This window comes from Nocardia sp. CA-084685, from assembly GCF_050955785.1.
Classification (GTDB): domain Bacteria; phylum Actinomycetota; class Actinomycetes; order Mycobacteriales; family Mycobacteriaceae; genus Nocardia.
The window spans coordinates 7441783-7466398 of record NZ_CP192094.1; the positions used below are offsets into that span (position 1 = coordinate 7441783).

The window sequence follows — 24616 nt, forward strand, 5'->3', positions numbered from 1 at the left end:
ATGATCGGTCGTCTCCTGGCACTCCTCGTGCTCCCGGTCTGGGCGTGGGTGGTGCTGGCGGTCACCACCGGCCTCTTCGGCGTGATCGTTGTCCTGGTGCTCATCGTCGGAGGCGCGACGTCGCCATTCGCCGGAACCCGGCTCGGATTCGCCAAATGACGACGATGAGCACTTGAGCGCGTCCGGCCGATTCGGGCCTCCGGCTGTGCGGCGGGAGTGAAGGTCGAGCGCCTCGAATATTTGCGAACGATGTTAGCAAACAGGTATCGTCGGATTGCGAATGATGTTCACAATCGGACGCCTTGGTGGGTCCTGGTGCAGATTCCGGACTACTTCCCGAGTGGCTGAGGGGCATGGTGATGGCACACTTTCCGGCCGGGGACCCGGCTGCGATGGGGCGGAGCGCTGATGGCTGGTCGGACTCGTCGAATGAGGTTGCCGCAGTGGCGAATCGCCTCGAGACTGCGGCAGACAAGGCCCTCGCCGAGTTCATGAACAACGGTCCCGACTCGCCTGACACACTGTGTGAGGCCGACGCCACCGAGCTCCAGGAAATGTACGCCGAGCGTCGAAACCTGCTCGACGCCGATTACGAGCGGGTGCGCACCGAACAGGACAACGGCGGACAGATCGCACTGCCTCCGAATTCACCTGGCCAGCGACCGGGTTCGCTGCCCGGGTTGACGCCGGAGCGCGACTACGGGTGGCCCGCCTGGGCTCAGACGATGAGCATGATCACGGGCACGACCACCGCATCGCACGACGACGGATCGGGCGGGCCGACGTCGCCGATCAATCAGGTCGCCCCTGGCGCGTCCGGACCAGGGGGCGCTGACGTGATGACCATCGCGCAACAGGGCGTCCCGGCGCCCAGCCCACACATCACCGTAAGCAGGGCACGCCCCACGATGACATGCGGGATTCGAAACCTCGGGTATCGAGGAACACTGCCCGCGAGATCGCGGCGGCCGTCGACGACATGCTCAGGAAGTATCCATTTCTCGACCTCTGCGGGATCGAGAGGGCCGATCTCGACGGCACGGTGTCCCGCGTAGTGCGGGATCGCCCGGTCGACGATGCACGCACCGCGGCATGGATTGTGCTCGACCGAATCTCGACGGCCAACAGCACCGTTGCCGAGACGATTCGCACTGCAACCGAATTCAGACAACCGGCGGCGGATTCATCGAATGAGCGACCGATGTATTCGACCGTTGTGCGCGAGCTCGGCCAGATTCTGGAGAAAGCGGCCGGTCCCTGCATTCGGCAGCTGGCACAGCGCGCCCCGATCACCGAATACCACCGCGTCAGCGGGCCGTGGGCCCGGAACAACATCCTGGCAGGTGTCGTCCGTGGGTATCGGAAGTGGTGCGCCCAGCTGAGTGGCCGGAGCTTCATCGGCAATCGTTTCGAGGCCCGCATCGTGGGCGGCTACCGGCGGTGGCGAGACCAGTTGGGCGGCAACAGCATCGTCGACGGCCGGTTCCGGCCGCACGCGGCGTTGGTTGCGGCATTCGCCGAGGTGGAGTTGCGTGGCGACGATGCGTGTGACCCGAAGCGGTTACTGTATCGGTTGCTGGCGGAGGGCAAGAGGGCGGTCGACGCGCTCAGTGAGTGACGTGATCCCGTCCCATTTCCCGGACTGGCTGGCCCGCTGGACAATCGGCCACATCCCCAAGGCGGATCGCCATGCCATCCGTGCCGCCGCCGATGCCTGGGCACGCTCGGCCGAACACCTCACCACTGTTACCCTGCCGCACCTCGAACGACTCAAACAGCTGGCGGCCGAGGCGATCCAGGGTGAGGCGGGCGATGCGATCCAGCGACAGCTGAAAACCGAGATCGCCAACACGCGCAATCAAATCGAGTTCGCCGACGGCATGGCCACGCTGCTCTTCGACTTCGCCAACGCGGTAGAACTCGAGCTGTACATCGTGATCGGTATCGCGGCGGTCCTACTCGCCAACCTGCTCATCGATGCCGCCGTACCGATGAAAGCCGCCAGCGACCGCGTCGCCGCCGATATCGCGGCCACCGCCGCCCGCCGCGACACCCTCACCTTCCTATTCCAACGCATCGCCGCCTTCGCGGAGCGATTCCCCAAACTGGCACTCGCCATTCGCGCAGCCATCGTCGGCGCGGTCTCCATGGGCGGCGTCGTCGCCGGTGCCCAAGCCGTCCAAATCGCCCAGGGCCACGGCAAAGCCGGACGCCGCACCAACATGGATGGGCACCAAGTCCGGGTAGCGGTGACCGCCGGTTTCGCCGGTGGCCTGTTCGGCTCGCTGGCAACCCGCGCGGCGCTACCCGCACTCACCCGCATTGCGGCTAACGCCGCGACACAGGTGGGCCACACGACCGGACGCGCCGTAGTCGTCATGCTCGCCAGCGCCTCCGGCGGAGCCGCGGGTGGCGCCGCCGCTGCGACGGTCACCGGCGGAAACGTCGCCGAGACGATGATGATGGGGGTCGGCAGTGGCATCATCGGCGGCCTCGGCACGGCGATACGCGTCACGCGAGCCATGAGTATCGCCCGACCCCCGGAGGGGACCGTCCCCGAGATCGGCCGGTCGCGCTCCGATAGCTGGCGCGAGGATCTGCCGGTCCGATCAGCACCCGACTGGGCCAGACCGCACAGCAGCGCCGACACGCCTCGGCCACGCGAGGAGACCATCCCCGAGATCGGCGGATCCCGGGACGACAGCCCGCGTGACGGACTGCCGGTCCGCGAAACCAACCGCGAAGGCCAAGCGCCCTGGGAGCCGCCCAAGAAGACCGTTGCCGATATCAACGAACTCGGCAAGTTACGCGATGACGAGAGCGGCGGGTCATTAGAAGATGCCTTCCGCAAACTCGATGAGGGCGGCACTTCGCGGCCTCCGGATACCGACCAACCGTCATCGGGCACGCCACAAGATCCCTCCGCGTCGCCGACCTCCCCCGGAAGCACACCTGAACCAAGCCACGGCTGGCGCGATTGGAATAAAGGCCTGCAAGAACTCATCGCGGGCAACGCCGGATCCGCACCGACCGAACACACGGCCGCACCGGGACGCTCGTCGTCGACCGGCGATCCCAGCACCGCCCAATACCACAGGGGCCAACCGGATTCTCCGCAGATGAGCCTGGCCGGAACTGTCGTCGCCGCCGACGGCCAGCCCACCGCCACACCGGGATCGGCGCCGACGATACCTGCCAACACCCATGCCGAGAACAACACCCACGTCGGCACCGCCAAAGATCTCAGCGGCATCGGCGGCAGCAATGGACCGGACGTCACGGCGGGACCGCCTGTCTCACACGGGGATTCGCCTTCCCGAGGCGGATCGGGCCCGCGACCGTCCGCCACCGGGGAAGGGCCCGGTAAACCACCGTCCGACGAGGAGATCCTCCTCGACCTCGATTTCTTCGACTACGAGCCGGTTCCCAACGAACCCGTCACACCGACCGGCAACTCCCCCACGGCGACGCCACACGCCGCAGGCACCGCACCGGTCGAACCAGTGCCGGGCAGCGGGACCGGCCCGACGCCGCCTGCCACCCCAACGGAGGCGAAGAGCCCAACCGCGCAGGCGGGTACAACGCCTGGTCCCGCCAGCCCACCGGCAACACCCACTCCCACACCTGGCCCCCACACACCACACGCCACACCACAAGCAAACACACCCCAACAACCCCACACCAACCCACAGGCCGCACAAGCGGGCGCACCGGCCGGTCCCGGCGGCGCACCGGCAACACCCACTCCCACACCCGGAGCCAACACGCCCCACGCGACACCACAAAGCAACACACCTCAACCTCAGGCCACGCCGAAAAGCGCACACGCCAATTCGCCACAGCAGCCACACACCGCCACACCGATCGTCGATGCGGCTGCGAACAACCTTGCAGCCCAAGTGATCCCACCAACAGCACTGGCCGGCGCAGCAGCACTGAGCGGACATCAGCCATCGAACCCCGATGCCGCTACTGGACTCTCGACACCACTACCCGCAACGTCCGGCGGGCAACTCATCACCGAAACCGATCATCCCGACACCGCAGCCGAAGGGTCGACCAAACCACTCGGGGCGCCGAGAAGTGACCCAGCTACCGACAGCGATGAACCCAACGCCGCCCCAGAGGAGTTCCCCACCCCACCGGGCACCACTTGGACCGATCCCCGGGATCACAACGTGCAGACCAACCCCGCGGAGCACAACGTATGGCAAGACCCCCGCAACCACAACGTGCAGAAGACCCCGGCAGGTGACTACGTCACCATTCCCGGCGTCACCTACCCACTCGATAACGAGGTACCCGACCGCGCCATACCCATAATCCCGCACACACCGTCGCTCACCCCGATCGACCTACCCGCCGATTCCGCCCGCTTCACCCCCGCGCCCCAGAACCCCGACGGCAACACCGCCAACCCGACGCCGACACGCCCCCCTGAAGTCACACCGCTGCCCCGTGATTCAGCCACACACCCAACCCACCAGGACGCTGTCCCCGAAAAACCCGACACACCCATCCTCCAGACCAAGTACGCCCTCGAACCGAATCCGGAAGCCCCCGGCGCTCCGCAGAAACCCGCTGGTCCGCAACTGAACCCGCACAGCCTCGAATACAACCCCCGAGAAAGCGGCGTTCCCGCCATCGGCGGAGTACCACACCTACAACCCACCGCATCGCCTCGAAAACCAGTGGAACGCAAGCATCTGACCACCCGAGCCCAAGCAACGATGGGCGACGATCCCAACCAGCAGAAGCGCAAGAAACGCAAACCTCTCGAGAAGACACCACCCCCACCCCCGCCGCCCCAGTCGTCACAAGAGAACGCGGCGGCTCCCGCCGCGCCGACACCGGGGCCTCCCACCCCCACGCAGTCAAAAGCACACGCCACGGCCGACCGAGCCGTTCGCACGGTACTGCGAGAGTGGCCGCATACCGAACAGGTCGATACCGCCGCGGCGATCGCGGCGGCGTTGGTACTGCAGGCGCTCACCCGGCCTGATTTCGATCCCAGCAGGGATCGCGATCCGCGCGTATCGGCGTCGATTCATGGGGCGCCGGGCAATCGGTGGGCTCTGGTCGAGGTATCAGACGGTAACGGCGACATGCCTACACGCTCCCAAGACGGCAAACCTGGGTCGCCTGCCATCGACTCGATGATCGAGAAAACAGAGGCGTCGGGCTACGAGTTGCCGCAGAGTGCGGGAAAGACGGTGTGGTTCAAGCTCTTCGAGGCAGCGGGCGACGATGATCCATCGCAGGCGATGCCCGACCCGGATGTCGACCTGAATTTCACTCCGGGCACCGTCAAGCGGGGGGCCTCGCAAGCCCGGCGCGAGGTCCGCAACCTGCTGCGGCAAGCCGGGTTGCCGGACGAGCGAGTCGACGCTGTGGAGTCGGTGGTCTCGGACGCAATGCAGAACGTTGCTCGACACGTGCCCGACTCGGATGCACGAGTACGGGTTTGGCGAACCGGGCGGGTCGAGATCGGCGACAACAGCCAGAATTTGCCACGGCCGCAGGAAGACAGTGGTACCGACGCGTTCTCCGATGAGGAAGCCGATGAGTGGGCATTGGGCGCGTTGTTGCCCGGCACCCACGGCCGCTTCTTCCGTGAGATGGTGGGCCAGCTTGCCAACACATGGGGCGTCAACCTGGAACGCGCTGGGGGCAAGACGATTTGGTTCGACTTCGGGACGACGGGTCCTGCCGACGTCGACGAAAACCATTCCACGTCGCCCCCCGAGCCGGGTGTTCCCACGGGTGCGGTGCTCGCCGCACAACCCGTTACCTCGTCCGAAGCGCAACCGTCGCCGTCCGAGCCTGCTCGATCGCCGGAAGAACATGCAACGGCCCCCCATGGACGCCGGGGTCACCAATCGGGCGGACCGAACCCCGAACCTGATGGCACTGCAGCGAACCCCAGCGGTGCGTCCTCTGCCGAAGAATCGACAGAACCGACAGTTCCCCCTGCCATCCAGGAGTTGCTGGACCAGCTCGACAACACCGGCGACGCGGCGGACACACAGGCCCTCGTTATCGAGCAATACAAGGGCTATCTCCGTGCCCGAGAACGCTCGATCTATCAGGAGTTCTTGAACAACAGGAAGACCGACCTGGCGAACAAGGGCACCTCAGCGCAAGCCGCCGAATCCCTCGCCGAACAGCAGGCAGACGAATTCATCCAGACCGACCGTGCGCGACAGCGAATCACACAGGACGCCATCCGGAACACCCTGCAGTGGGTGCAGAACGCCAAGATTCCCCTGCTACCCGATGACGCAACGGCATCGCCCTCGAACAGGGATACGGCACACCCGGACACAGAACCGACAGTCGAGACCAGTGCGCCACTGCCCCAGACGCTCCGAACAATCCTGGCCGAAATCGACAGCGCCGGAGCCGATCCGGTCGCTACCGAACAGGCCAAGAACCTGGTACGTGAGCGTTACGAAGAACATCTGCGGGTTCGGCAGGCGAGTGCTCATCGTCGGTACATGGAACAGCGGACAGCCGCTCTGCTGGGGAAGGGTGTTCCGGCGGCGGATGCCGAACGGCGAGCCCGCCAGGACGCCGACGTTTTCATACGGTCCAGAAAGGCGCAACGGGCGGTCGATAGCGTCACCGTGAACAACGCGAAGCAATGGGTCGACAAGGTTCAGAAAAGCGCCGAACGTGCGAACTCCAACTTCGTCGACTGGCTTGCGCGGTTGTACCGCGAAGCCCACGGTATTCCATCCGAGCCCGTGGCCGGGCTGACCAGCGCGCAACGCGCCGTCCTCGACTTGATGGACAGCGTGCGTGATCAGCTGACAGCGGCTGAAACAAGGCTCGCCGCATTGCTGAAGCAACATCGGGACCTCCAGGCCAATGGCGCACATCACTGGCAGACGGCTTTCAAGGCACACCGCTCAGCACTGACCGAACTATCCCTCCACTATTCCGAAGGTAAGGCAGCTGACGGACAGCCGGTCACATCGCAGACGGACACCAGCGATGTGAGTGGACATGGCACTTCGGTTCGCGGGTTGCTCGGTGAGATCCAACTGGCCGAGCAGTTCGATCAAATCGACGCCGTGTGCCTACGGGCCGAGGTCGCGATGCCGATGGGTCCGCGGATCGATGCGGAAATCGATGTTGTCACCGATGGCAACCGGGTCTGGCGCGAAGCGAAGACCAACACCATCGATGGGCAAGCAAGCAAGAAAGCGGAATTCGAGGCCCAGGCTCGTAGGCAGCTCCACATTACGCACATTAATCGCGCGTACTGGGTCGACGGTGCTCCGCCACAGATCAAGTGGCACTTCATGAATGGTGTCCGTCCGAGCATGAAGGCCAGATTGGAGGCCATCCGAATAGAAGACGAAGCCGGCCGGACCATACCCGATCACCGTATCGAGGTAATCGACGATTCCGCAGAATGGCGCACCGAAAGCAGCGTCGAGGCCACCGACGAAGTCCCACCCCCGGCAGAACCCGAGCAGCCGATCGAAGTCCGGTCGGGGACGGCCGATGAGCCACCAGGGCCGGCGGTACCCGGCGCGGAGCGAGGACAACCGTTCGATGGATGGATCTCCGTACCGGATTACTCGGTAGACGATTATCCCGAGTATATCGAACCGGTATTTTCCGGCTATAACCATGACCACGATCGGGTCATGGAATTCACTATAAACCAGGTCCACATCGTACCGTTGCGTTCTCGTGATCGTCGCATATTGGGCCCTTTGTTTCCTTCGCGGCCGCATGATATCGAGGTATTCACGGCATGGGCTCGGAGGGCGCGTGAATCCGCCTATTATGAATACTTTCCGATCTGGCCCACCTGGGATGTAGAGACGCAGACGGAAAATCATGGACATGAGGGATTAGATCCCATACCGGAACCTGTTGGATGGTACGATCCAGATGATCCGAGCGAGCCGATTCTCACTGTCGCGCACGGGTCGTTTTTGGATTATTCGATCGAGGTCTGGAACCCGGAGGTCGAACGGTACGAGCCTGTGACTGTCGTCGGACAGACATTCGGTCAGCTACTTGAGGCCAGCGAGATTTTCCAGACCGCATACCGGCAGAGCCACCCGGGTAGTCCCCTCCTGGTGATGTCTTGCCTCACCGCGCTCGACTCACACGGGTCTCCGCATGCCAATCTGGCAAGGTATCTGCATGAGCAGGCGGGTATCGAAGCAGATGTGTGGAGCCCGATAGGTTCTCCACATCTCCGCACTGACGGTTCCGTCAGAATTTGGATCGAGTTTGCCGAGGACGGCGCAATGGTCCCGCCATACAGAGTCGCTCGCGCGCCACTCTGTCCGCCTCCGGAATCGGGAGGGAAGGTCTCTTCACCCGATGACACGATAGGCGATTCGCTCGTGACCAGCACGGATGACACAATCGATGAATCGGACGATGCGGAAATTCCGCTCTACGGCTCGCTTCGTGATCGATACATAGAATTCTCCAGCGATCAGGTGAATATTGCTCCGATATATTCTCATGACGGTCGAGTGACAGGGATAGCGCTGACGTCTCAGCTGGGAGATATCGAGAAGATTCGGGCCTGGGGGCGAAATGCACACAGATCGGCCCACCGAGAATTCTGGCCGGTATTCCCCGCGCCGGATGGCGCGACTCGGGTACCTGATGTGGCGCCGGAGTGGCGGCGCGGTGCCCATCCCGAGCCTGCCGAATGGTATGTCCGAGGCTCAACACCGGAGCCGATATTAATCGCGGTACGCGGGAGAGAGACGACATACACAGTTGACGTCCGGAACCCCGAAACCGGGCAGTACGAGGCCGTCGATATAGACGGAATCGTGCTCGGCCGCTTGGTCGAAGCCAGCGATCACTTCCATACCGCGTATCGAGAGCATCAGGGCAGCCCTTTGTTACAGGTGCCTCTCGATGAGGGCGGATTGCATCCCGATGCCCATCAGCTGCTGGCGAATTATCTGCATCGCCGCGGTTTCGAAGCTGACGTGTGGGCGGCTCGGAACAGGATGGACCTCGATGCCGACAGCGGTACCCTCGACGTGCGTACCGAGGTTGCCGAAGACGGCACGACAGTCTCGCCGTTCATGGTTACACGAGCGCCACGTGCGATGCCGACCCCCTGGTCCCGCAAAAACGGTGGCAACCGGGACCCCCACGAGCGCATACCGGATGTCGACCAGCCCGGTGCGGTAGATCGACCGGTCGATCGCGGGGGCCGGAAAGTGAGTACACACCATCCTGCCGCCCACCAGGCAGACCTCGACAAAGCTCCGAAAGTCGATGAAGCTCTAGACTTCCCCCGCCACCGCCGGGAAGCCGAGCCACGGGTGGCGAACCCAGGCCGAGGTGTCCCGGTACAGGCATTCGTGTTCGCCCGGGACCCCGACGGCCAGAATTGGGGCGACGTATCCCCCGATGTCGGCCGTCACGACTCTGCTGACAGCATGGAAACGCCTCCCGACGTCACTCCACCGCAGACCACAGCATCATCAACGCCGACCGGTCCTGTCGAGTCCCGGTTCCGTGACGCAGCCGACAAGATCGATCGATCCGGCTGGTCCCTAGATGCGCGGGAGGCGGGCAAGCGCCTCGTGCGGTTGTTGTTCGATCTCACCAAGGTCGAACAAGAGAAGGTGCAACCAACAGAAGACGATTTCGGCCCGTTACTGACGGTCGATGTGTCGCAGCGGGCGTCGTTGAAGGCGGATTCTGTGCCAGGGAACCCGCTCAACGCATTCAGCCTGGTAGTGCGGGAGTTTGTGTACCGGCAGGACGTGCTGCGGTCGTGGATAGATGACATGTTCGGCCGCGGTTCGGCTGGTGACTACCAGATGGTCGTGGGGGCAGTACTGGAAGAGCTGGCTGCCCAGCTCGACGCGACCGGCGCGGGCTGGTTGCAGATCACGATGTCTCAGGACTCCACCGGTGACTGCGAGTTGTCCGCCGAGTTCGGCAGGCACGGAGTGGGTGCAACCGCCAAGCTGGAGCTGGAGCTGGAAGTGCCCGAGGGCGGTGGGTTGGCCGATGCGAAGCTGACCCTCACGACGTGGGTCGATTCGGAGCAGGATCCGGACAGCGTGATAGCCGGCGTGTCGCGGGTGGTTCGGGAGCTGGCGGCAGGTTGGCTGACGGACCGTAGCGATGTCGCGAGGGATGCGACGGAGCGGTTGGTCCGAGCGGAGGCAGCCGGACGTGACGGCCCGGCTGCGGCATTCGGGCTTCGGATCACTGCTCAATGGAAGCCGACTGCTCGACGCGAGCGGTCTGGCCAGCTCAACTTAGTCATCTGCGACGTGCGGGGAAGGCCGACACCTCGTGGTGGCATCGTCTTCGACGACATGGCCGTAACCATCGCCGATGACGACACCGTCGACACGGTGGTGGCGGAGGTATGTCGGCGGACGCGTGCCGATATGGCGTGGTACTGGACCAACTCGCACCAGCTCGACGCTGCCGAAGCGGAGGTGGCGTGGCACGTGCGCAGGGCTATGGCCGGGATTCGGCTGGATCGAGTCCGCCGGTTCGATCCGAGGGTGACCGAAGACCCGAATACGAAAATCCGGACTGTCACTGTGCGCTCCGAGCGCTCCGGAGACTCGCAGGCGGCGGTCGGACTCGATCTGCATTGGTATACCGAGGCTGAGTCGGTCGATGTCGGCGGCACGTTCGGTGCGACGGATCAACATGCGTATGCGGAGTGGGTTGTCTACGCGAGCGCGGATGAAGATCCGGTTGTGGTCCTGCGGCGCACCGACGAGCCGGTCCTGCAAGCGTTGGGTGACAGGCCGAGCGTGAAGGTCCGGGCACAAAAGCTCGTCGGGGCGCTGATCGACATGGAGCTGGTGGAGCCGGGTCGGCCAGGTATCGTCCGGGTGGCCGTCATAGGGGACGAAGTTCGGGTGGTGGTGGCCCACGGGGATCCGGCTACCTCTGTGGCGGGGCGGCGAGTCCAGGATCTGCTCGGTCCGGGAGGCGCCACCAGGGTGGCAGTCATGTCCTGGAGCAACGGCGGCACGATCATCGTGGCTGCGTTCAACCTGCCCCCGTCCGCCAACGTCCAAGGCGACCATGGTGGGTCAGCCAGGCGACCACGTCAGTCGACTCGGCTCGACCCCCGCGGCACTGCCACCAGAATCAATACTGTGCTGGGCGAACAACCGGTGCCGGACTCGAGTGCACCGACAGGTGCGCTGGACCTCCGGAATGTCGACGCTGTTCGAGCGTCCATCGATGCGTTGCTCAGTCAACATCCGTCGACCGGGCAGGGAACGGCCGCACGCGACTCCGGCCAGGCTACGGGTGAGCCCGAGGTTCGGCGGACTGCCGAGACTGCGTTGGCGCCACCGGTACTCGCGAACCCACCTGTGCACCCTGCCGGGGACGACGCGGAACCCGTTCGAAGACCAGAGCGCGTGCCCAGCCTCCCCGCCATGGGTGGAGGCGCTGTCCCGCCGCCCGATACCCGCCTCAATGATCGTCCACTGGACGATTGGAAGAGCGTGAAACACCAGATGCGGGAGCAGTTTCGCGAACTCGACCTCGTTCGTAGGGACGGTGGCGGAGCCGCCCGAGCACCGGGGCCAGGACCCGCACCTGGGCATCCGGAGCGCGCCGCGCCGGAACGTCTGGAGCAGCACACCGACGACACCGCCGACCGGTCCCTCGACACGGCCGACCGCAACCCCACCCTTGGCACTACTGCGGAAGCGGCCGACCCCCCTGGACCGCAGGCAGGACTGGGTTTCGGGCAGAAGCCCTGGCTGGGCTTCCATCATCCTGAAGACCCACTGCACCGCGAATCGGGTGAGGGCCCGACACCGGGACGACCACCCCAGCCCGCAAGGGCCGCCGATAACGCGCCTGGCGTCGCGCAGCTCCGAGCAGCCGTCGATACCGAAATGCTGGAGTTGGTGCGTGATGCGGTGGCAGCCGAACACACTGCCGCGGATCCGCGCAAGACGGACGCACCCACAGATTCGACGCGTGGCCGGAGACTGAACGGCATGCGCACCTGGCTGAACCGGTTGCGCACCGTGATCAATCAACGGGATACGGAGGTCACGCCGGAGGAACTCCGGGAACTCTGGTTGCTCGTCCACCTACTGCATGCCGCGATCGAGTGGCTGGCATTCGGCGGCGCGAACGACGCCACCGTTACGGCGCGCGTGCGACAGGCTTACGTTGGTGATCAGGATGTGGTGGCCGAGGATGCGGTGAACCGCTGCCGCGCGGCCGACGACCGTATCCGCGCGCTCACATACGCCTTGGATACCAACCCGCCGAGCGGCACGCCCGATCCCGGAGCGGCTGCGCCACCTGGCACGGTACCCGAGCCCGAGCAAGCGGTGCGGCACGACCCAGGCCCACGATCCACCCCCGGACTCGACCCCGCTGCGAAGCATTCTCGCCCGGTCCGCCCGCAAACCGATATTCCGCGAGAACGCCTGGACGCATATGTCCAGCTCGGGGAACTGCGGCCCGGGACGCCCGAACATGAGCGGCTGGCCGCCGAGATAGCTCGACTCGACGCCCTGGCCCACGACCAGCTCAGACTGGATCTGGCCGTGATCAGCCTGGAGCATCAGCTGACCGCCCCCGACCTCACCTCGGCGGCCGTGGCCGAACTGACTCATCGGCTCGACCAGTTGCGTCCCGAACTCGAGCAGGCCAACCATGCACTCGCCCCCGGCCACACCGGTACGGCAGCCCTGCGCGGAACACCTCCTCATGCGCGTGCCCACACGGCCGTGCAACCAGACGAGGCACGACTGGCGTTGCAGGTGGTCAACGATCTCTACGGACGACATGTCGTGACCGTCCCCACCGGTGTGCGGGACGGGCTCGGATATATCGACAATTCCAAACGCGACATCGCGCAGGCGGTGGGCGAGGACAACCTGCATCGACTCATCGCGTGGACCGAGGCTTTCGACCTCGTCGACCAGATGCCCAACGGTGCGACCGCGCTGGTGCGAATCCTGTGGAGAGCCCACAACGACACGGTGCTGGTACTGACCAAGGACAGCGGCGGCCCGGTCATCTCGATCAGCCCCACCGTGGCTCAAAGGCTGCCAGTCGAGCGGTCCACGGACACAAAACAAATGGACCCGTTCATCCGTAAAGTCTGGGTCGCCCTGTTCGACGAGAACGGTGCGCTGATACCACCGCCAAAGTCGAACCCAGGCGGCGGCGTTCCTCCGTCAACCGGACCAAACGCACCGGGCCCGCACCCGCAGCAATCTCCTGCGCCTGGCGTGGCCCCAGCGCCCCCGGCCGATGCTGTGGGGCCTGCCCTTCCAGATGGCTTGAACCACGATGCATCCAATCCTCCGGCCAGGTGGACGCCGACGCCGTCGAGCAACCACCAGCTGACGACCAGCCCCGCCCAGAAGTCTGCCGTCAACCAACCCCTGAGGACGCCGTGGAGCCGACAATCGGCTTCGACCAGGCCGACACAAGGCACGCCGCCGGCGTCGTCGACGACGGCTCGAGCCGGAGCCGACAGCGGGCTGGAGAAGCAGCAACCGAGGGGCGCGGCCGACCAATCGATCGAGCCCGCCAACGGCGGGCTGCCCCCCGGAGTATTCACCCGACCACCCGCCACCACGACCAGCCGCTCGACCGCGAAATCCGGAGGCGGTGCGCCAACCCCCGACGACGTTATCGACACAATCGATGCGGCGCTCGACCAACCCGCACGCACCGATCTGGATTCTCTTCAAGTCGACGATCCGGTCGCCACGGACCGCGAGAAGCCTGTGGCATCGGAACCGGCCAGTACTCCACACACACCGTCCACACCCCAACCGCGGAGTGACTCACTATCGCCGGACACCGGTCCGAGGCGCGTGCCGATGGGGTATATCGGTTCGCAAGCCGACGCCTTGGACATCACCCGCGAGCGCCTGGAACGCAATGAGGGTGCTGAGGTGCGCGTGGGGACGGCTAGAGAGAAGTTTCTGGGCGGCGAATACCTGGGCTACATGACCTCGCGCGATGGTGTACCGCGCGTCGGGGCATCCGCCTCCGGGCCCTCCGCGAACAAACCGCAGCGGCCGGGCGGGACCAACCCGGCCGCGGACCGAACCGCCGACAGCGAAACCCACCACGAACCCGCACAGCAGACCACCAGCATCACAGCAGACCAACACACACAACCCGAACCCGACGGCGCCGACCGAGAAGGATGGGCGGTTGAACGCAGCGAGCAGGTAGAGGCCACCGAGGACAGTGCGATGCCCTCGGTTGGCGGTGACCGGGAGTGGGGTCGTCCTTCGGGGACGAAGGAGGACCTTGATCGGGCAGGTGCGGACCTGGCGGAGCTGCTCGGGATCGATCGAGGATCGTTGCAGTCATCACATTTGCTCAGGTCGGCTCTTGACGCAATATGGCGCCGGTTGCACGGCCGGGATGATGCAGCGCTGAATCATGTTGCCAGTGAAGAGAAGCTGTCGAAGCTCAAGGATTGGATCGCCAGCTGGATGGCCAATCAAGCCGTCATCGATGCTCCGGGCATCACCGTGGCTCGAGAATTAGCATCCTTACGGCGAAGAGCTGGCCTACTAGCGCAGCTGCCCGAAATCCTTGGTTTGCCGAAGTCCTCTGCGGGGGTGCCATCGCGCGAAGACCCATCGGCTGAGTTGCGGCGTCTTAGTGCGCAGGCAACCGAAGCTTCGGATTTCGCAGATCTTGTTGCCGCGATCGAACGATTCTTGCATCTGGAGTGCCGAGTCGGATGGGACGCTAGTCGGTACACGACCAGCGCCGATGTCGGGGCTGCATTCAGCGAAAACACGCGCATGTTTGTCTTAGGATTCGAGAGTCTTGATCTCGTCCAAGCCCGCGAATTCGCGGAGACCGTTCACGAGTTGCATGACCTCTTTCCTATTCATCTGCAGGGAATCGATGCAGTTCTCGATGACAAAGATGGCGTGCGCGCTGTCGCGGAACCAATAATTCTCGACAATGGGGCAGTCGGCGTCTATCGAATCACGTTGATGATTGGTAGAACCGCAGGCTCGACGATCCCCCCAGGAGACATACGCACTGCGGTCGCCAGAGGATTCGGCGATGCAATGATGATCGCGGGCCGTTGGCGGGCCGGAAAGCATGCGATAGGCGAACTGGAGAAGCTGCACCAGCGGACACATAAAGATAAATCACTGGATGGATTCAATACCTGGCTGCATGAGCAGTTCGATGACTTTATGTTCTTCGGCGGAGACCTGCTCTTGCTGAAAGAAGCGCTGCGAGTATCCTTCGCGAGGGTTTACCAAGGTGAGCCGGAGGCAACTACCGGACAGAAAGTATTGTATCAACTATTGATCGATCAAGCCAAGGAATGGAAGGATCGAAGCGACCTCGCTTTCCGGGATCCGTCAACCCCTGCAGAGACAGAGCAGCTCCAGAAGAAGATAACGAAAATCAATGAGCTGAAGTCCAAGCTAGGGATCGAAGCTCATGGACTGGTCATGGTAGATGTCGATGCCGAAACGGTTGAAGAGATTATCGATGAGGTTCTCTTTAATCATGAACATATCGGTCTGGACAACGTCGGACTCGCTGAAATTCGCATCCGACCGGAGGGTAGCGAAAGTAGATACGGCTCGACATGGCTGACACTTAATGGTGCACGCTTGGATGTAAGTGAAAAGTGGACAATCAGTCGATATATGAAATATGTCAGTAACCTTAAGGACATAATCGATGGATGGACTGTAGGGTCGCGCGATGAGGCGATGCCGAACACCATTGGACACGAGATGGGGCATGTCGTCCAGGGTTTTCCTGCTGGACACAGCCAGATGGAGTGGGATGAGAAGAAAAGCAAGGACTGGCTGGCGGTCTTTCTCGAGATTATCGAACTATTCGAACATGACAACCCAACAAGGGGTCAAGACTGGGCTCTAGACCAGTTCAAACCCTGGCTAGAGCGCGAAATTGGCAAATACATTTACGACGCAGACGGAAATCTCGATCTCGCTGAAATATTCGCCGAAGGCTACAATGCCGTGCGATGGTTCGGTGACCACGCAAAAGAAGTGCCAAAAATTCTACGTAACCACCTGGTGAAGGAGGCCCACCGGGAAGCCGGGCGACGGCGTGGCAGAACCTCCAGTCCGACACATGCTCCGGCCGCACCACCACCCCAACCGGAAGCCGACCCCTCCCTACCCGCCGGGCCGATACCCCACCGGAAGCCGCTGGCTGGTGCGCCTCCGACGCCAGACCAGATCACAGACGTACTGGGGGGTATCGACAAGCGCCGAGTACGAGGCCTGGACCTGGATCTGGCCATCGCAGCCGACCCTGGTGGGTGGCACCCTGAGCGACTCAACGTCTTCGGGAAAGGGGATGCAGCGCACCCGAAAAAGCCGAAAGCAACCTCCGGCACGCCGGAACCCGCATCCCGCCCTGTCGGAGAGCCGAATTATCCTGTCCCACAGGGTGATACGGGTAGGCGGGACGACAAGCCCGAGCCTACGCCTGATTCTCTGGAGATATCCGCCGCGGCGAATGATTCCCGTATCGAGCCAAACGGATCCGAGCTGTCCAGAGAAACTGAGCCGTCGGACGACAGCAAAGAAGCTAAAACGACCGAATCAGTGCTGAGCGTGATTCGCGCCAAGCGCGCTTTCGGCATACGCCTCGCCACCGAGGAACTCCACACGGGCGGAATGGTACTGGCGGAAACGGCGATGGGCCTTTACTTGGCGGCCGAGGCCGGACCTGTGGCGTTGGGTGCCAGTACCCTGATCATCCGCGTGCTACCGGTCGTCGGCGCACCGATTGTGGGATATATGGCCGACAACAGCTCGCGCAGGAAGGGAATGTGGAAAGCTCTGGGCATAGGCTCGGCAGGAGCAGGGCTCGCGATTCTCGCCGTGGCAGCTAACAATTCATACACCGTCCCCGGGCTCGTCGGAGCAACAGTGCTGGAAGTAGTCTCAAACCAGCTCTATAGGGCAATGATGTTCCGGTACCTCGAAGATGAGGCCGGCGACGCCGCGCAACAAAGTCTGGAACGCTTCCATAACGTCGTGGGGGGCGCCGTCACAAACTCGGCACAATTTCTCGGACCCGTGACGTTGGCACTCGGCTCTGCCGTCCCCTCGGTCATCAATCTCGGGACGAACATCGTCAGCATGGTGAGCCTACCGCTGGTGCCGGACACCACGACCGCGCCGAAAACTTCGGAATCGGAAAGTACCTGGAAAAGATTCAACAAATCGATCCGTGAAGGCGTACACACGATCCAGGACAATCCTCTGCTTCGACGCATAAACACCAACGGCGGTCTCACCTGGCTCTTCCTAGGTGCGCAAACGACGCAGCTCACGTGGCTGATCGCCGAATCCGGCCTTTCATATGGGCAGATGGGAGTGGCGGCGGCGATCCCTCTTGTCGGGCTCAATCTCTCGAACGGGATACTCATCAACCAGTTGGCTGGCGAGCGGGCGCAAGCAGTCAGAATCAGCAGGCTACTCACCGCCAAGTTGATCGCCGCGGGAGGGGTGGCCGGCGCGATGGCAACGACCTCCGACCCTTGGGTGACCTCGCTATTGCTTGCAGGCGCCTGGATGGTCTTCAGTCCGAGCAACGTGGCTATAAACATCCACGTGACCGCGACGGTCCCTAAGCAACTGAGGGGACGTGTTCGTTCCCTCCGCGGCATGACACAAGGGGCAACAGCAGGGCTGAGCAGCTTAGGCGCCGCCGGCGCAATCGAGGCATGGGGACCCGAGCCCACAGCCATAGGTATGGCCGCGGTGTTCGGCTCCATCGCGTTCGTGTCCGTCATCCGCCGAATCTTCGGAGAAGATAAGGCACTGCAGGACCCGACTGTCGCCGCCCGCGCCCGGAAGCTGCTCGACGGCATCAACCAAACAGCCGAAGTCGTGCGGGCACTCGGCCTCAACGAACCCAAGCCCAAACCATGGCAGAAGAAGTGGCCTCACGTCCGAGACGCCATCGCCACCCAACTCGTCAAAATCCACCTCGACCCCGACAACCTCTTAGGTGAAGTCAGAAAAAGTGTGGAGACAGATAGCGAAATCGACACTGCCGTCGTGTTTTTCATCGTCGGCGATCGCATCCTCCGCTTTGTCGTCACCGATACCGGCACCGATGGCCAGAGCATCGTCTTCGATACCACCATCACCAACCCTGACCCCGGTAATCCCCGCGTCCGTATCAGCAGCGAATGGCAACAACCCGACATATCCAACATCGAAGACGCCGAAGCATTCGTCTGGTACTGCACCCGCACCGACGGCAACCTCACCAGCCGACAACCCCAGCAACCCAACCAACCAACCCCACGCAAAAAAGGAACACCCCGAAACCCACCCACCGATACCAATAGCGATCGCAACCCAGGAAAGCCTCGGTGGAAATGGCCGTTCGGGCGACAACAAGCCGATCCAGCCTCCGCTGGACAGCACATCGAAGTGCACGTCACCGAGGACGGAGCCACCTCGGAAAACAGGGGCGAGACGCCCCGGAGCGGCGTGCGGCCCCTAGCTCAGCGGACTGACTCAGCAATCGCGGTCGACCGCACGGCCAAGACAACCGCACCGGAGCAGCACGCTCCGGCTATCTCAAAGCGCACCGTAATCGAGATGGCAGAGATCTCCACCGATAGGCAGACAGTTCACCGCGATGCCGCAGATTTCGGCGAGCCGCCGTCGGCAAGGGATCCAGGTTCTCCGTCCGCCGCCACGGCGCCGGATTCATATCAGCCTTCGACGCGTGGGCCGGGAGCGATGCCGGTCGACTCGGCGGGCGCCATAGACACCGAGCGGGGGGCTGTGGATGGCGTCGATCCGGGGCGCGGCGAGCCGAATGGACCTGCCCCGCAGGGGGATGTGGGGAGGTGGCTCGACCCAGCCATTATCGACTTGGAGCGGGCAGATGGCCGCGCTGCGCAGCAAGCGATGGCCGATGGCCGCATCACCTCCGTCGAGTTGGTGCAGGGACGGCTATGGCGTATCCAGGCGGTGGACAAGGAGGGCCCCCGTCTGAATGCAATCCGGTGCCTTAATCCGGCTGCGGTGGAGGATGCGAGGCTGCTGGATGAGGAGCGTCAGCGCGGTCATGTGCGCGGGCCGTTCCATGGGTTGACCGTAGTTGTCAAAGACGTCTACAACGTGGCAGGGATGCCCACCACGGCAGGTGCGCTGGCACTGGCCTACTCGTTTCCTGTTGACGATGCCTTTGTGATCCGGCGGCTGCGGCTGGCTGGTGCGGTGATTCTCGGCAAGTCCAATATGTCGGAGCTCAGTAACTACATCGCGAACGATCCGCCGAGCGGCGACAGCGCACTCGGCGGGCCAGTATCCAACGCGTATGGCTCGCACCTGGACCCTCGCGGATCCAGCACCGGGTCGGCGGTGGTGGTAGCGGCCGGGGAAGCCGACGCGGCCTTGAGCGTCGAGACGGGGGGTTCGACCATCGCCCCGTCGATAGCCAACTCGATTGTTGGCGTCGATTTGACCGTCGGTCTGGCGAGCCGAAACGGGATAATGACGCTCTCCGACGTCCGGGACTCCCCCGGGGTGATGGCTCGCACGGTGTACGACGCTTCGGCGCTGGTCACGGTGATAGCGGGGATAGACCCGGAGGATCCCGCCACCGAAGCGAGCGCCGGCGTGGTCGGCACCGACTACACCGCCGGGCTATCCATAGATGGGTTGCGCGGTAAGCGAATCGGGGTGGTCCACCTGATCGGGGTGGACGACGAAACCATGAACGATTACTTGATGGGCGCGTCGACCGGCAATGTGTCCGCCGCATTCGCAAATGCGCAGGCCGTCCTCATAGCCCAGGGCGCGACCTTGGTCGAGGCCACGATAGACAGCACCAATATTAAATGGGCACCGGACACTATGCCTTACGAAGTCAAGAAGAGCTTGAATCGGTATTTCGACCAACTGCCCGCCAACGCACCCGTGAAGTCGCAGGACGACCTCGTCCGATTCAACATCGCCCACGCCGAGGACGGCGCGATCAAGCATGGGCAAGAACTGCTGATCAAGTCCAACAACGTCAACCTGGACGATCCAGTAGTACGCGAGGAGAACGAGAGAAACTGTGCTACCGACAACGCGACCGCGCGAGGTGTTATCGACTCCGCACTCGCCGCGAACCAACTGGACGCATTGCTATTCATCCAGATCGCGTCATGCATAGTCGCCCCCCGATCCGGATACCCGCAGGTGGCGGTGCCCATCGGATACGACCCGGACAACAATCAGCCGTTCGGAATGGTCCTGGTCGGCACCGCGTTCTCGGAGGCCACGCTACTCGCTTGCGCCCACGCCTACCTGGAGGCGGCACAAGTGCGGCGCCCACCGTCCGAGATCAGCCCCTCTTTTTACACCACGCCACCGCACACCGACTCGGGCGACGGTGACCCAGCAACTCGCACCCAGGAGAAACCATCGACACGGACTCGGCCCGATCACGTTGTTCCGCCTCCTCCCACGGTGTCTCCCGCAGCGGACCTGACGAGCTCCGGTGATCGAACCGAATCGTCGCCGACGCACACAGGCGCCGATACCGCTTTGCCGGCATCGCATACGCCTCCCGCCGCCGGCGAAACCGATTCGGCTGCAAGGAACTCCGAGGCCACGGCCGTCTTCGACGCGAAACCGACTGTTGTCGGCGGGGGCCCATCGGATGGCGGCGTGTCGCCGCCAAGCTCTACGGAAGCGAAACGACCAGGCATCCAGCGAAACACGCCCCTCGGCCAGTTCGATGTCGTGCGGTCAGAGCCGACCGATCCGGCTACCAGGCAACCTGCGCCGACTCCCTGGCACAAAGCTGAGGCGGCCGGCGCCATACCGGCTAGCGCCCACGACGCGACATCCGCGTCGCCAACGACAGAGCGGGAAGAGGCGACAACAACCACCACCGCGGCCGACGCTAGCTCAGCACCGGAACAGCCGAAGGCACCCGGACAGGGGAATGGTCGACCCCCATTCGAAATATCTGAGGAAGAGGCCCAGAGATTGTGTGATCAGGTCCGGGATCGGGAACCGGATATCGAGGGGGGCACCACCAGTGAGATTTATCTGGTTCACACGAGCTCAGGCCTCGCTGTGATGAGATTAGGAAAAGAACCACCAAAGGTAAATTTCCTGAAGAAATGGATGCCTGAAAACACAGCCAGGGAACGTGCGCGGGCAGGCGGAGTCAGAGCGCCGAAGACACTATATAACGGGATTGATGGCTCTACTGGCCGGGAGTTCACAATCATGCAATACATTCCCGGCTAAATGCCAACTTTCAATGGTTCCGACTTGCCTGATTGGTTCTTTGATCTGCTGGATCAAGTACAGTTGACATCAACTCTACCCCTGCCTCCAGGAATGAAAGAAATAGATATTCCAGAATGGCAGCGGCAAATGATCGAGCATGCCGATGAGCAGTATCACAACCTGCCACAGCATTTGCTTTCGAAGCTCCGTAACATCGTCAGACCGTTGTCAAATTATATTCAGCCAGACCTTAGTCGTTCAGGCGAACAAACTGGCTTCAACCACAACGACGTCTATCGACCCAACCTGGTGCTCTATCGAAACGAAGTATGGACCCTCGATTGGGACCTGGCCGGACCTAGTGATCCACTCTGGAACGTACAATTCTTCTTTGAGCGTGCGATAGTGAGTTTGCCGGATGAGGCAGACCGAGCTCGTGCTGCTGCAATATGGATCGAGCGGATATCGTATGAGAATCCTGCCGTCGATATCAAAGCAGTCTTTACCACGTACGGCCGTTTCGAAGCTTGGCGAAAAATAATGCTGCATTTCGAGCAGATGCTGGAAAGCATTGCTACGGAACCGAGCCGCTTCGAGTATTGGGCCGACTGCTACCATGAGTGGTTGTCTATACTTTCCGCGCCTCGGCCGAGCATTTCACGGGAAGAATTGAGCGCGCAGTTCCGCAGATGGGCGAATGAGCACTGAATAATCAGAAACTATAGCTGTCGCTGCACGGAACAGTTCGGCCGGGTGCGAGGTTGAGGTTGCGTCGAATGCCCGTGCGCGCACGTATCCGCCACGAGACAACAGGGCCGCCGTCGCGGCATATCCCCGGCGATCCAACCAGTGACCTCCTCTCGGCGCCGACACGACGGACGCGGTCACTGCGAGCCAGACCCGTCCGCGCGCAAACTTGACCACCAGCCGATGCAACGCCTTTGGCCAGCCCGCACGCCGTTATTCCGTACAGCTTGACCTCGCGGCCCAATTCGTCGTCCTGCGGTCCGTTCACCGCCCCGGACAGAGTTCGCGACGGCTCAGCTCGGTTCGGATTCGACGTCGGCGAGTAACTCGGTTGCCATGTCAGCTCGGTGGCCGGGCGGTCGTAGTCCCGCGGGTCTGCTCTGCTCAGCGGCCCGGTGACCGGATAGCCGGGTGCCGCAGGTGTAGCCCCGGCTCCCGGCTCCTGTGGACTTCGCGCTGCCACAGCAGGTCGACGATCCGCGACACACCGGCGGTGAGATGCCGCCGATAGGTGCTGAACGGCAGACTCAGTACCTCGGCGGCCCGCTCCTGTGTGACTGCCGGTCGCAGGTACGTTCGGTCGATCGCCCGAAACAGCTTGACGTCGCGTGGATCTTCGCGAAGCGTCTCCGCCGCCTGGCGAACTATCCCGGCCAATGCGGTTGCGGCGGATGTGGCACCGCTTTGATTCCGCACCTGCCGGGTGCGAAGCAGTGGATTCTGTGCCAGCTTGTCGATCCGGTGCAGGTCACGAAGCGCTTGACGCACCGCCTCGCGAAATTCCGGCCGCGACCACGTGATTGCCGGAACGGGATGGGCCACCGGCGATGTCGACGGGTCGTAGCCGCTGACCTCTCGTTCGGCCAGCAGATCGAGCCAGGCTTCCAAGCCGTGCCGGCAGTCGCGGGCGACCACCTGGTAGTGCCGGTCGCCCACTCGATAGTCGGCTTCCGGCGCACGGTGATAATCGATATAGGAAAACAGTGGCGACAACGGATCCACGTTCTCGTAACCGCCGAGAAAATCCCACCGCACATGGGGGTTGGCCAGACTGCGTTGCAGGTAGCCGACGGTGATGACGGTGAACGACGGTGCAGGCTGTTGGTAGAGATCGCGATCCATGAAGAAGCGGCTCGCGAGAACCTCCTCACCCGGCTGGGGCGGGCCGTGCCGCTGGGCGTACTCCCACATCGCGTACGCACCGGGGTCGGTGGACAGGTCCGCCGCGGTGGCCTCGTGCAGGCGCAGCCGGGCCCCGAACCCGAGGGGTGGTCCGCCGTGGCCGCGAACGATAACGAAGGCATGCGGCTACCGGTCCAGCCAATATGCCACCAGCTCGGCGGATTCCGGTCCTTGCCACCGCTGCGTCATGTCCAGCAGCGCCTCGCGATCACCCGGTGCCAGTGCGTCGGGATAATGCCGGCCGTGGCTCGACCAGTCCATGAAGGCGCGGATAGGCGGATGAACACGCTGAAGAAAGACCAGATCGGCGACCGCCTGCTGCTGTGCCCTTCCGGCGTCGTGCCTTATGTGCCCGAGAACATGTCGGCGCACCTTGCGGTGCATGGCCGTGTAGCTCGCCTGATCACGCCACTGCAGGTCCGCGTCGATGACGTCGCGGGCCAGTTCGTGCGGGGATACCCCCGTCTCGCCCTCCTCGACGAAAGACAACCTGCGCAGCCAGCTGAAAAGCTCACCGGCATCGTCGCCACCGAGGACCGCGCGCAGGATCTCTTCGGTGGTGACTCTCGTGTGGGCGCAGACCTCCAGCGCCCTCCGATGCCGCGGGCTCGGTACGGCCGCAATGATGCGCTCCAGCAGAACCCGCACTACGTCGGGTGTGTCACGCAGGTCGACCTCGGTGATCGCTCGATGATCCTGGTCGTGCTGCCGGATCACATCTACCAGCAGGGACAGCGCCAACGGATGCCCATGTGTGGCAGCCAGCACCTGGTCGTGCAGGGTTTCGGGAACCTTCTCGACGCGCAGATACGAGCGCGCTTGCGCCGGCGACAGATTTCGTAGCGGGACCGATCGAAGGGATTCGCGCCATCCGGGATCGGAGGTCCATTCCGGTGACGGCGGATTTCGGCTTGCAATGACGACCAGCGCGGTGCCGGGCAGTTCGGGCAGAAACCGTTCACGGACCCATTCGTCGATCGGCGCCAGCGAGTCGTAGGTGTCCAGTAACAGGACGTGGCGCGGCCCGCGTGTCAACGCATCGATCGGCGAATCCCCCTGCTCGAGCTCGAGTGACGCGCCGAGTGCGGACAGGAATGCCACCGGCGACGGCTCCACGCTTTGGGCATCCACTCGAACCGCCACTGCCCCGGCCGCCTCGGCGATCTCTCCCCACACGCGCAACAGCGCCGTCTTACCCACACCGCCCGCTCCGTGGACGAAAATGGCCGAGAACAAGGGACTCTCGGTGGTCAGTGCGGCGCGGAACAACGCCGTCTCGGCGGTCCGGCCGACGAACCGCTGCCTCCGGACCTGCTGTATCCGGTCCGCGATACGGGACACGCCTCCAGGCTAGCGGGCCGCTCACAATGAGCAGGAAGTGATCTGGCACATGAACATTCGGCCGAGTCATCGTGTGCTGCACATGCGACCGC

General features: G+C 63.3%; 9 protein-coding genes. 5 read left to right on the plus strand and 4 right to left on the minus strand.

The window, feature by feature from the left end:
• The 3 genes from ACQP2U_RS33110 (at position 1) to ACQP2U_RS33120 (ending at position 1618) form a co-directional block, all read left to right on the plus strand.
• Positions 1–159: a hypothetical protein gene (locus tag ACQP2U_RS33110; RefSeq protein WP_433711065.1), complete on the plus strand. Its 159-nt coding sequence runs from the start codon at positions 1–3 to the stop codon at positions 157–159.
• Between the two features lie 284 nt (positions 160–443).
• Complete coding sequence (locus tag ACQP2U_RS33115; RefSeq protein ID WP_433711066.1) at positions 444–1055, plus strand: hypothetical protein; 612 nt, start codon at positions 444–446, stop codon at positions 1053–1055.
• 146 nt (positions 1056–1201) lie between these two features.
• A complete protein-coding gene (locus tag ACQP2U_RS33120; protein WP_433711067.1) occupies positions 1202–1618 on the plus strand; it encodes a hypothetical protein in 417 nt (138 codons plus the stop codon).
• Here ACQP2U_RS33120 and ACQP2U_RS33125 read toward each other — a convergent pair.
• Positions 1608–1862: a hypothetical protein gene (locus ACQP2U_RS33125; protein ID WP_433711068.1), complete on the minus strand. Its 255-nt coding sequence runs from the start codon at positions 1860–1862 to the stop codon at positions 1608–1610. The two genes, ACQP2U_RS33120 and ACQP2U_RS33125, sit on opposite strands and share 11 nt — an antisense overlap.
• On the minus strand, positions 1859–2515 hold the full coding sequence (locus ACQP2U_RS33130; RefSeq protein WP_433711069.1) for a hypothetical protein: 657 nt from the start codon (positions 2513–2515) through the stop codon (positions 1859–1861). The genes ACQP2U_RS33125 and ACQP2U_RS33130 overlap by 4 nt, the downstream gene beginning before the upstream one ends.
• Positions 2516–5156: 2641 nt before the next feature.
• On the opposite strand from ACQP2U_RS33130, the gene ACQP2U_RS33135 reads away from it, so the two are divergent.
• Both ACQP2U_RS33135 and ACQP2U_RS33140 read left to right on the plus strand, forming a co-directional pair.
• Positions 5157–21272: an amidase family protein gene (locus ACQP2U_RS33135; RefSeq protein ID WP_433711070.1), complete on the plus strand. Its 16116-nt coding sequence runs from the start codon at positions 5157–5159 to the stop codon at positions 21270–21272.
• Positions 21273–21962 carry a hypothetical protein gene (locus ACQP2U_RS33140; RefSeq protein ID WP_433711071.1) on the plus strand — a complete coding sequence of 230 codons (690 nt, stop codon included), beginning with the start codon at positions 21273–21275 and terminating at the stop codon, positions 21960–21962.
• Between the two features lie 423 nt (positions 21963–22385).
• On the opposite strand, the gene ACQP2U_RS33145 is transcribed toward ACQP2U_RS33140, so the two are convergent.
• Together ACQP2U_RS33145 and ACQP2U_RS33150 are read right to left on the minus strand one after the other, a co-directional pair.
• The gene (locus ACQP2U_RS33145) at positions 22386–23192 is read right to left on the minus strand and encodes a hypothetical protein (protein WP_433711072.1); all 807 of its coding nucleotides are present in this window, start codon (positions 23190–23192) and stop codon (positions 22386–22388) included.
• A 117-nt stretch (positions 23193–23309) separates the two neighbouring features.
• Positions 23310–24524, minus strand: coding sequence for an AAA family ATPase (locus tag ACQP2U_RS33150; RefSeq protein ID WP_433711073.1), 1215 nt, complete (start codon positions 24522–24524; stop codon positions 23310–23312).
• Positions 24525–24616 lie beyond the last annotated feature (92 nt).